At 68.5% G+C, this 9116-nt stretch carries 11 protein-coding genes; 2 read left to right on the top strand and 9 right to left on the bottom strand.

Annotated features, from left to right (window positions below):
• The 8 genes from ACRDUX_RS21875 to ACRDUX_RS21840 form a co-directional block, all read right to left on the bottom strand.
• Positions 1-471, bottom strand: a 471-nt coding sequence (locus ACRDUX_RS21875; RefSeq protein WP_526416430.1) for a DegV family protein, incomplete at its 3' end; no start/stop codon positions are given.
• A gap of 2 nt (positions 472-473) precedes the next feature.
• The gene (gene octT, locus ACRDUX_RS21870; protein ID WP_526416428.1) at positions 474-1214 is read right to left on the bottom strand and encodes a diglucosylglycerate octanoyltransferase; all 741 of its coding nucleotides are present in this window, start codon (positions 1212-1214) and stop codon (positions 474-476) included.
• Positions 1204-1884, bottom strand: a complete 681-nt coding sequence (gene gpgP, locus ACRDUX_RS21865) for a glucosyl-3-phosphoglycerate phosphatase (protein WP_526416426.1) — start codon at positions 1882-1884, stop codon at positions 1204-1206. Before gpgP ends, octT begins: the two co-directional genes overlap by 11 nt.
• Entirely contained in the window at positions 1881-2279 is a 399-nt protein-coding gene (gene rsfS, locus ACRDUX_RS21860; RefSeq protein WP_526416424.1) for a ribosome silencing factor, read from the bottom strand. Before rsfS ends, gpgP begins: the two co-directional genes overlap by 4 nt.
• Positions 2276-2899, bottom strand: a complete 624-nt coding sequence (gene nadD, locus ACRDUX_RS21855) for a nicotinate-nucleotide adenylyltransferase (protein WP_526416434.1) — start codon at positions 2897-2899, stop codon at positions 2276-2278. Before nadD ends, rsfS begins: the two co-directional genes overlap by 4 nt.
• A 125-nt stretch (positions 2900-3024) precedes the next feature.
• Complete coding sequence (locus tag ACRDUX_RS21850; protein ID WP_526416422.1) at positions 3025-4473, bottom strand: vWA domain-containing protein; 1449 nt, start codon at positions 4471-4473, stop codon at positions 3025-3027.
• Positions 4473-5348, bottom strand: a complete 876-nt coding sequence (locus tag ACRDUX_RS21845) for an AAA family ATPase (protein ID WP_526416420.1) — start codon at positions 5346-5348, stop codon at positions 4473-4475. The genes ACRDUX_RS21850 and ACRDUX_RS21845 overlap by 1 nt, the downstream gene beginning before the upstream one ends.
• 17 nt (positions 5349-5365) lie before the next feature.
• Positions 5366-6613, bottom strand: coding sequence for a glutamate-5-semialdehyde dehydrogenase (locus ACRDUX_RS21840; RefSeq protein ID WP_526416418.1), 1248 nt, complete (start codon positions 6611-6613; stop codon positions 5366-5368).
• Between the two features lie 62 nt (positions 6614-6675).
• On the opposite strand from ACRDUX_RS21840, the gene ACRDUX_RS21835 reads away from it, so the two are divergent.
• Both ACRDUX_RS21835 and ACRDUX_RS21830 read left to right on the top strand, forming a co-directional pair.
• On the top strand, positions 6676-7536 hold the full coding sequence (locus ACRDUX_RS21835) for a ribokinase (RefSeq protein WP_526416432.1): 861 nt from the start codon (positions 6676-6678) through the stop codon (positions 7534-7536).
• Positions 7537-7545: 9 nt separating this feature from the next.
• A complete protein-coding gene (locus ACRDUX_RS21830) occupies positions 7546-8373 on the top strand; it encodes an enoyl-CoA hydratase/isomerase family protein (RefSeq protein ID WP_526416417.1) in 828 nt (275 codons plus the stop codon).
• A gap of 13 nt (positions 8374-8386) precedes the next feature.
• Here the strand turns inward: ACRDUX_RS21830 and ACRDUX_RS21825 are convergent.
• A partial coding sequence (locus ACRDUX_RS21825) for a GntR family transcriptional regulator (protein ID WP_526416415.1) occupies positions 8387-9116 on the bottom strand: 730 nt, incomplete at its 5' end.

Below are 9116 nucleotides of genomic sequence, written 5' to 3'. Positions count from 1 at the left end.
GTGCACGACGATGAATGCGTGACCACGCGGTACGGCTGCCTTCGCCGCGGCCTCGACCGCGTCGACGTCGTCGCCCGAAGCTGCCGAACGTGCCGCGGCCACCGCGACGAAGCCGACGCCCGACGCTGCGGATCGCGAATTCACCACGCGCACTGCGGGTCCGAACTCGCGGGCCGCCCCAACCGCCGAGCTGAACGTGCTCGACAGCGCCGCCGAGAGGTGCACGGCGACGACGCCGTCACCACCACTGTCGGCCAGCGCCTCGCGGTAGCACTCGGCCAGGTCGGCAGGCGCGGCACCGGCAGTCGTGACGTGCGCCCTCTCGTGCACGTCGTAGGGCACCGCATCGACGCCGTCGCGCAGATCGACGCCGTCGATCAGCACGTGCAGCGGAACCTGCCTGATCCCCCACCTCTGCAGTTCATCCGGGGTCAGCCGGGCCGACGAATCGGTCACCACCGTGACGGCCACGGTCAGCCGCCGGAGCCCGCGGTGGTCACTCCCGCCTCGGCAAGACCCTTCATCATCGAGTCGGCCACCGCACGATGGGCCTCGAAGTTCCAATGGATGCCGTCGGGATTGCCGCGGCCGCTGGTGATCTCGTCGCCCACTGCGGCCTTCAGGTCGACGATCGGCACGTCGTGCTGGCGCCCCCATTCGGTGATCGCCGCTGCGGTGGCATCACGCCAGCGGTGCGACTTGCCGTAGGTCTCCGCGACGTGAACCGACGGAATCGACGCCACCATGGGGATGCCCGGCCGGTTGAAGTCGATCGCGGCGCGGGTCTGTTCGAGGTAGTCGACGCTCAGGTGGGCCGGCAGCGCGGGGCGCGCCACCGGTGACAACCGCGGTTGCAACCAGCCGTATCCGTCCCTGGCCCACCGGCGCAACCACGGCGGCCGCACGTAGCGGATGAGCTCGCGCACGGCAGTGGGCAGCGGCGACGGCAGGGAGTCCATGCCCGACGTCGCGAAGATCACCGCGCCCGCCCTGGGCAGCGACGCCCACGACCGCGGATCCTGGATCGCGGCCCACCACACGTCACGGCACGTCCACCCGATCCGGCCGATCAGTTCCACGTCCCAGTCCAATTGCGAGGCAACGATGTTGGGCCAGATTCGAGGGTCGTCGGCAGGCAGTCCCCCGGTAGGGCCGTAATAGGACAGCGAGTCGCAGAACACCAGCAGGGTGCGGCGGACAGGGTCAGAGGACATCGTTGGCGACCTGGGCCGAAGCGTTCCACACGTCGAGGCGCCACCGGATCTCCTGCGCCGCCGCATCGTTCGGGGAATGCCCTGACAGCTGCACCCAGCTCGCGTTACCCATGCCGCCGAGCACGGGCCAGTTGTCCACCGGCAGATCGAGCAGCGCGGCCGTCAGCGCAGCGATCAAGCCGCCGTGCGCCACCAGGACGACGGGCCGGTCGGAAGCGTCCCCCGCCTCGTCGGAGCCCCACTCGCTCAGTTCGGCGACGAGCTCCTCCACCACCGGCATGCTGCGTTCGGCCACGTCGACACGGCTCTCGCCGCCGTGCGGCGCCCAGCGGGCATCGTCGCGCCACTCGAGCCGTGCGCCCGGTGCGACGTCGTCCACCTCGAAGTGGGTCAAGCCCTGCCAGTCGCCGAGGTGCGTCTCGCGGAGCCTGGTATCGACGGCCACCGGAAGGCCTGCCCGCTCGGCGAGTGTCGTCGCGGTGTCGAAGGCGCGGCGCAGGTCCGAGGAGACGATGACCAACGGCTGGCGCTTGGCCAGCACCTCCGCGGCAGCCGCCGCCTGATCACGACCGAGGTCGCTCAGATCGGTGTCCAGCTGCCCCTGCATGCGGTTACTCGCGTTGTACTCCGTCTGGCCGTGCCGCAGCAGCACCAGGCGCCGAATCCTCATTCGGTGTCCGTCTCCCCCGCGGGCGGCTCATCGGCACCGTCCAGGTCCACGGCGACCAGCGGGCAATCCCGCCACAGCCGGTCGAGGGCGTAGTAGTTGCGCTCGTCCTGGTGCTGGATGTGCGCGACGATGTCGACGTAGTCGAGTAGCACCCAGCGCCCCTCCCTGGTGCCCTCCCGTCGGGCGGGTTTGTACCCGGCGAACCGCATCTTCTCCTCGACCTCGTCGACGATCGCGTTCACCTGACGATCGTTATTCGCCGAGGCGATGACGAAGCAATCGGTGATGACGAGTTGCCCGGACACGTCGATGACGACGACGTCGTCGGCGAGCTTGGCCACGGCCGCCTGCGCGGCGATCGTGGCCATGTGGATGGATTCCTCGGATGCGGTCACGGCCTACCGTCCTCCGTTGCTAGAGCGTGCGCGGGATACAACCCGCGCTTGGTGACGTACTGCACGACGCCGTCGGGAACCAGGTACCAGATGGGTCTGCCGAGCTCGGCGCGCCTGCGACAGTCGGTCGACGATATCGCCAACGCGGGCACCTCGACGATCTTCAGCGAGTCCGCGGGCAGTTCCTTCATCGCTGCGGCGATGTGCGCACCGTCCAGTTCGTAGCCGGGGCGATTGACGCCGACGAACCGTGCCATGGAGAAGAGGTCCTCCCAGTTCTGCCAGGACAGGATCGACCCGAGAGCGTCAGCGCCGGTGATGAAGTAGAGGTCGGCGTCGGGGTTGAGTGCTCCGAGGTCGCGCAATGTGTCCTTGGTGTAGGTGGGGCCGCCACGGTCGATGTCGACGCGGCTGACCGAGAAACGCGGGTTGGCCGCGGTCGCGATCACCGTCATCAGATACCTGTCCTCGGCGGCGGTGACCACGCGGTCGCGTTTCTGCCACGGCTGGCCAGTGGGCACGAACACGACTTCGTCCAAGCTGAACAGGTCGGCCACCTCGCTGGCGGCGACCAGGTGGCCGTGATGGATGGGATCGAACGTCCCGCCCATCACTCCCAGCCTGCGTCGAGTCACGAATAGGCAGCTTACGGGAGCGTCACGGACACCCGCTCCCGCGCCGAACGTGGATTACCCCCACGCCGTCGCGCCGAACGCGTGGGGGTAATCCACGTTCGGCGGAAGGGTCAGACGGGCAGCAGCTGGTCGATCACCGCGGCGAGCTGTTTGGCCGACCGGCACTCGTGCATGGCGATGACGTCCTCATACCGGGGCACCGCCGAGTCGCCGCTGCCCCAGAGGTGCTTGGGCTCGGGATTGAGCCAGTACGCGTGGCGGCTCGCGGACACCATGTGCGTCAAGAGGTCCACCTCGGGGTTGCGGTAGTTGTTGCGCCCGTCGCCGAGCACCAGCAGCGAACTGCGCGGCGACAGCACGTTCGGGTACTTGTCCAGGAACGACACGAACGCGTGCCCGTAATCGGAGTGACCGTCACGGGTGTACACGGCCGCCTCCCTGGTGATGCGCTGCACGGCGACGGCCAGGTCGGCCTCTGGACCGAACATCTCGGTGACCTCGTCGGTGGTGTCGATGAACGCGAACACCCGAACCCGGGAGAACTGCTGGCGGAGCGCGTTCACCAGCAGCAGGGTGAAGTGGCTGAAGCCGGCGACGGAGCCGGACACGTCGCACAGCACGACCAGTTCGGGGCGGGCCGGGTGCGGCTTGCGCAAGACGACGTCGATGGGCACCCCGCCGGTCGACATCGACTTGCGCAGTGTCTTGCGCAGGTCGATCTCGCCGGCCCGCGACCGTCGGCGCCGCGCGGCGAGCCGCGATGCCAGCGTCCTGGCCAACGGTGCGACGACGCGGCGCATCTGGCGGAGTTGATCCCCGGAGGCGCGCAGGAACTCGACGTTCTCGGCGAGCTGCGGAATACCGTACATCTGAACGTGGTCGCGACCGAGTTGCTCGGCAGTACGGCGCTTGGTCTCCGCCTCGACCATATGGCGCAGCTGCGCGACGCGCCTGGCGGCCATCGCCTTGGCGATCTGCTCCTGCGTCGGGGTGGGTTCCTCGCCGTAGGGCGCCAGCAGCCCAGCCAGCAGCCTGCCCTCCAGCTCGTCGAGTGCCATCGCCTTGAGCGCCTGGTAGGACGAGTACGACGGCCCGCGGCTGGAGTTGTACCTTCCGAAGGCCTCGACGATCTGGGCGATCATCGCGGCCAGCCGGTCGTCGACGTTGGCCGTGTCCTCGTTGCCCGCGAGCATCTCCAGCAGCGCGGCACGCATCGCCTCGACGTCCTGCTCCGGCAGTCCGTCGCGATCGGCGTCGTCGGCTACCTCGTCGTCGGACACCACCGTCCGCGCGCCGAGCGCCGCGGGAAACCACAGGTCGAACATCGCGTCGTAGGTGTCCCGGTGATCCGCGCGCCGCAGCACGGCACAGGCCAGCCCCTCGCGCAGCACCTCACGGTCACCGAGTCCGAGAACCGTCATCACCTGGCCCGCGTCGACAGTCTCGGAAGGACCCACCGCGATGCCCACGCCACGCAACGCCTCGACGAACTCGACGAGATGCCCGGGAATCCCATGCGGCGCAAGGGGTTGCGGTGGACGCGTGCGGCGAACGGCCATTAGTTGAGCCTCAGCTCCCCGCTGGCCTTGACCTGGTCGGACTGATGCTTGAGCACCACACCCAGTGTCGCGGCGATCAACTCGTCGTCGATGGTGTCCATGCCGAGGGCCAGCACGGTGCGGCCCCAGTCGATGGTCTCGGCCACCGACGGCACCTTCTTGAGTTGCATTCCGCGCAGCACCCCGATGATGCGCACCAACTCCTCGGCCAGTCGATGGGGTAGTTGCGGCACGCGCGACAGCAGGATCCGTCGCTCCAGATCGGGGTCTGGGAAGTCGATGTGCAGGAACAGGCACCGGCGTTTGAGCGCCTCCGAGAGTTCGCGCGTCGCGTTCGAGGTCAGTAGCACGAACGGCTTTCGGGTGGCGGTGATGGTGCCCAGTTCCGGCACGGTGACCGCGAAGTCGGACAGCACCTCGAGCAGGAGACCTTCGATCTCAATGTCGGCCTTGTCGGTCTCGTCGATCAGGAGCACGGTGGGTTCGGTGCGACGGATCGCCGTCAGAAGCGGGCGGGACAGCAGGAACTCCTCGCTGAACACGTCCATCTTGGTCTGGTCCCAGTCACTCGAACCGGACTGAATTCGAAGGATCTGCTTGGCGTGGGTCCACTCGTAGAGTGCGCGGGCCTCGTCGACGCCCTCATAGCACTGCAGACGGACCAGTCCGGAACCAGTGCATTCGGCGATGGCGCGCGCCAACTCGGTCTTGCCGACGCCTGCCGGGCCTTCGACGAGCAGCGGCTTGCCCAGCCGGTCGGCGAGGAAAACGGCTGTGGCCGTGGCGGTATCGGGTAGATAACCGGTTTCGGCCAGCCGCTTGGCGACATCGTCGATATCGGTGAACAGCGGTGATGGGCGGGCGGGGACGCTCACTCGATCATTACTCCTAATCAGGACGGGCGGGTGTGGCCGTCTCCCCACACAATCCACTTGGTTGAGGTCAACTCTGGCAGGCCCATGGGCCCGCGGGCGTGCAGCTTCTGCGTGGAGATGCCGATCTCGGCGCCAAATCCGAACTGCTCGCCGTCGGTGAACGCCGTCGACGCGTTCACCATCACCGCGGCGGCATCGACCCGCTCGGTGAAGCGTTGCGCGACGGCGAGATTGGTCGTGACGATGGCCTCGGTGTGACCCGTGCCGTATTCGTTCACGTGGGCGATCGCGGCATCGACGCCGTCGACGACGGCCAGGGCGATGTCCATCGAGAGGAACTCGGCGCGCAGCTCCTCCTCACTCGGATCCAGATGGACCGTCACGCCCGCATCTCGGAGCGCGTCGACCAACCGTGGCAGCGCGCGGTCTGCGATCGCGGCGTCGATCAGCAGCGTCTCGGCGGCGTTGCAGACACTGGGCCGACGAGTCTTGGAGTTCAACAGGATTCGTTCGGCGATGTCGAGGTCAGCCGCCTCGTGCACGTAGACGTGACAGTTGCCGACGCCCGTCTCGATGGTCGGCACCGTGGCGTCGCGGACGACGGCGTCGATGAGGCCCGCTCCTCCACGCGGAATGACGACGTCCACCAGACCACGGGCCTGGATGAGGTGGGTGACGCTGGCACGGTCCGCGCTGGGCAGCAGCTGTACGGTGTCCTCGGGCAACCCCTCTCCGAGGAGCGCGACCCGCAGCGCGGCCACCAGGGCTTCGTTGGACCGGGCAGCCGACGAACTGCCACGAAGCAACGCCGCGTTGCCGGACTTCAGCGTCAGCCCGAACGCGTCGACGGTGACGTTCGGTCTGCCCTCGTAGACCATGCCGACCACTCCGAGTGGCACGCGTTGTTGCCGGATCTGCAGTCCGTTGGCCAGGGTGCGGCCACGGAGCACCTCACCGACGGGGTCGGGCAACCCGGCGACCTGCCGAAGTCCCGCCGCGATGCCGTCGACCCGCTGCGGATCGAGGGCCAATCGGTCGAGCATCGCCTCAGGTGTGCCCGCGGCACGCGCGGCGTCGAGATCAGCGGTGTTGGCGGCCAGCACCTCGTGCACGCGGGCCAGCACGGCGTCCGCCGCCGCGTGCAGCGCCCGGTTCTTGGTCGCGGTGTTCAACGTGCCGAGGGTGCGGGCCGCAACGCGCGCGCGACGGGCGGCGTCGTGAACCTGCTCGCGCAGAACACTGCTGGGGGGAGCTTCCACGCTCATTGGGCCAGCTTATCGAGCTAACCCGGCTGCGGCACCGTTGGGGCTACAGTATCGGCGTGGTCCTGGAGCGCAGCCGAGTGTGTGTGGTCGGCAGCGTGAACCTCGACCAGTCCTTCGCCGTCGATGCGCTGCCTCGGCCCGGCGAGACCGTGTTGGCCTCGTCGCTGTCGGCCTCGCCGGGCGGTAAGGGCGGCAATCAGGCCGTCGCCGCCGCCAGGGCCGGCGCCACGGTCCAACTCGTCGCCGCACTTGGCGATGACTCCGCGGCATCCCAGTTGCGCGCACACCTATCCGCCAACGAGGTCGGCATGAACGGCACGGTCACGGTGCCGGGATCGAGTGGCGCAGCGGTCATCGTGGTCGACGCGGGAGCAGAGAACACCATCGTCGTTGCACCGGGAGCCAATTCGCACCTCTCCGTGGCCTCCGCGGGGGTCAGGAAGGTCGTCGCCGACGCCGACGTGGTGTTGATGCAGTTGGAGATCCCGATCGACACGGTGCTCGCGGCGGCCCGGTTGGGCCGCGACGCGGGCGCAGTGGTGATCCTCAACGCGTCACCGACGGGTGCCGACGCCGATCGGCTCGCCGAACTCTCTCAAGCGGTCGACGTCGTCGTCGTCAATGAAGTCGAAGCGCGCGAATGGCACTGGCCGGTCGAACATCTGGTGATCACCCGGGGATCGTCCGGCGCCAGCTACCGCAGTGCCGGCAGAAGCTTCGACGTGCCCGCTCCACCCGTGGAGGCGGTCGACACCACCGGCGCCGGTGATGTCTTCGCCGGAGTCCTTGCAGCCGAATGGCTTTCCGGGCCCGATGACGCGCTGCGGCGGGCGTGTGCAGCGGGAGCACTGGCGACGTTGACGCCAGGCGCCGGCGACTGCGCACCATCTGCCGAGGCCATCGACGACGTACTCGACGAATGAGGAGACCGCGTGACTGAAACCGCCCCCCACACCCCGGCCCCACCCGAGGGCGACTGGCTGGGCACGCCGTTCCTGAAGTTCGAGCGCCAGGGCCCCTTCGGCGTCGTCACGCTGGACCGGCCGAAGGCCCGCAACGCGATGTCCCCCGCGATGTACTTCGGCATCGGGTACGCGGTCAACCGCGTCGCTGCCGATGACGACCTCGCCGGCCTGATCATCACCGGCACCGGTGACGTATTCGCGCCTGGCGGCGACCTCGGCGGCGCGGGTGGTGACGACTGGATGGACTTCGGGTCCCTTCCCATGGAGGCTCTGCTGCCGTTCGACACGCTGCGCACCTCGCGCAAACCCGTGGTCTCGGCGGTCAACGGACTGGCACAGGGCGGCGGGTTGCAGATCGCGATGTGCAGTGACATGGCGGTGGTCAGTGATCGTGCGACGTTCCGGGTGCCGGAGCTTTACCGCGGCATCGCCGACACCTACTACAGCCACATGCTGGCGCGGCTGATCGGACCGGTGCGCACCCGCGACCTGATGTTCACCGGCCGCACCCTGACCGCTGAGGAGGCCGTGGACTGGGGCATCGTCGCCAGGCTGGTCCCGCACGACGAGTTGATGAGCAGCGCGCAGGAGGTGCTCGCCCAGTGCTGCCGCACCGCGCCCGTGGCCCGGGCCGTGGTCAAGTCCAGCCTGGACAACTATCTTGGCCTGTTCGACCGGATCGGGATGACGTCGAGCCTCGGTGGGCCGGAGGCGATCGAAGGCTTCCTGGCATTCAAGGAGCGTCGCTCACCCGACTGGGTGCACCCCGACCTGCGCGTCGACGGGCGGCTCTAGGCAAGACCCTGGGTCAGCTGGTCGGCCTGCGCACGTCGTGGGCAATCGCCAGCTCGGAGCCAGAGCCGGGTTGCATGGTCTGGCTCAGTACGACGCGACTTCGACTCGGAGACAACAGGATCGATAGGTAGTGGTGTGGCTCCCCAGCGACGAAGGCGGCCCGATTGACCCGGATCAGCGGCGAGCCGATCGTCGTGCCGAGCAGACCTGCGGTCCGGGGCCCGGCGATCTCCGCTGTCAGCTCGTGCTCGAGACGCTCCAGGGCCACCCCAGTGTCGGACAGGATCCGGTAGAGCGGCGCGCGGGCCAGGGCCTGCTCGGTGACCACGTCGGCGAGCCCGACGGGCAACCAGGCCTCGGTGACCATCAACGGCTCACCCGTTCGACGCTCACGGCGCACCCGCAACACGTGCAGACCCTCGTCGACCGAACCGAGCCGTTCGGAGACCTTGCGCGGCAGGGCGCCGACGCCGAGCTCGATGACGTCGACCTCGGTCTCGAACTCCACCTTGCGAAGTTCGTCGAGGAACGACCCGCCCCCGACGTCACGGCTCGGCGGCGCGTGATCGGTGACGAACGAGCCGATGCCGTGACGACGCTCGATCAGCCCGGCGTCGGCGAGGTCCGCTAGCGCGCGGCGCACGGTGATGCGGGACACCCCGAACTGATCACACAGCGACTGCTCGGTCGGAAGTGCGTCACCCGTGGCGAGTGCTCCACGGCCGATCTCGTCATGGAGGACC

The organism is Mycobacterium sp. (assembly GCF_050701675.1).
In the GTDB taxonomy this organism is placed as follows: Bacteria; Actinomycetota; Actinomycetes; order Mycobacteriales; family Mycobacteriaceae; genus Mycobacterium.
Note: the sequence above shows the minus strand (reverse complement) of the source record. Positions and strands in the feature narration are given on the sequence as shown.

Bases quoted from the DNA above. Each gene is read 5' to 3' on its own strand.
- ACRDUX_RS21840 (WP_526416418.1), bottom strand. From the start codon at position 6,613: ATGAGCGTGGAAGCTCCCCCCAGCAGTGTTCTGCGCGAGCAGGTTCAC.
- ACRDUX_RS21850 (WP_526416422.1), bottom strand. From the start codon at position 4,473: ATGGCCGTTCGCCGCACGCGTCCACCGCAACCCCTTGCGCCGCATGGG.
- gpgP (WP_526416426.1), bottom strand. From the start codon at position 1,884: ATGAGGATTCGGCGCCTGGTGCTGCTGCGGCACGGCCAGACGGAGTAC.
- octT (WP_526416428.1), bottom strand. From the start codon at position 1,214: ATGTCCTCTGACCCTGTCCGCCGCACCCTGCTGGTGTTCTGCGACTCG.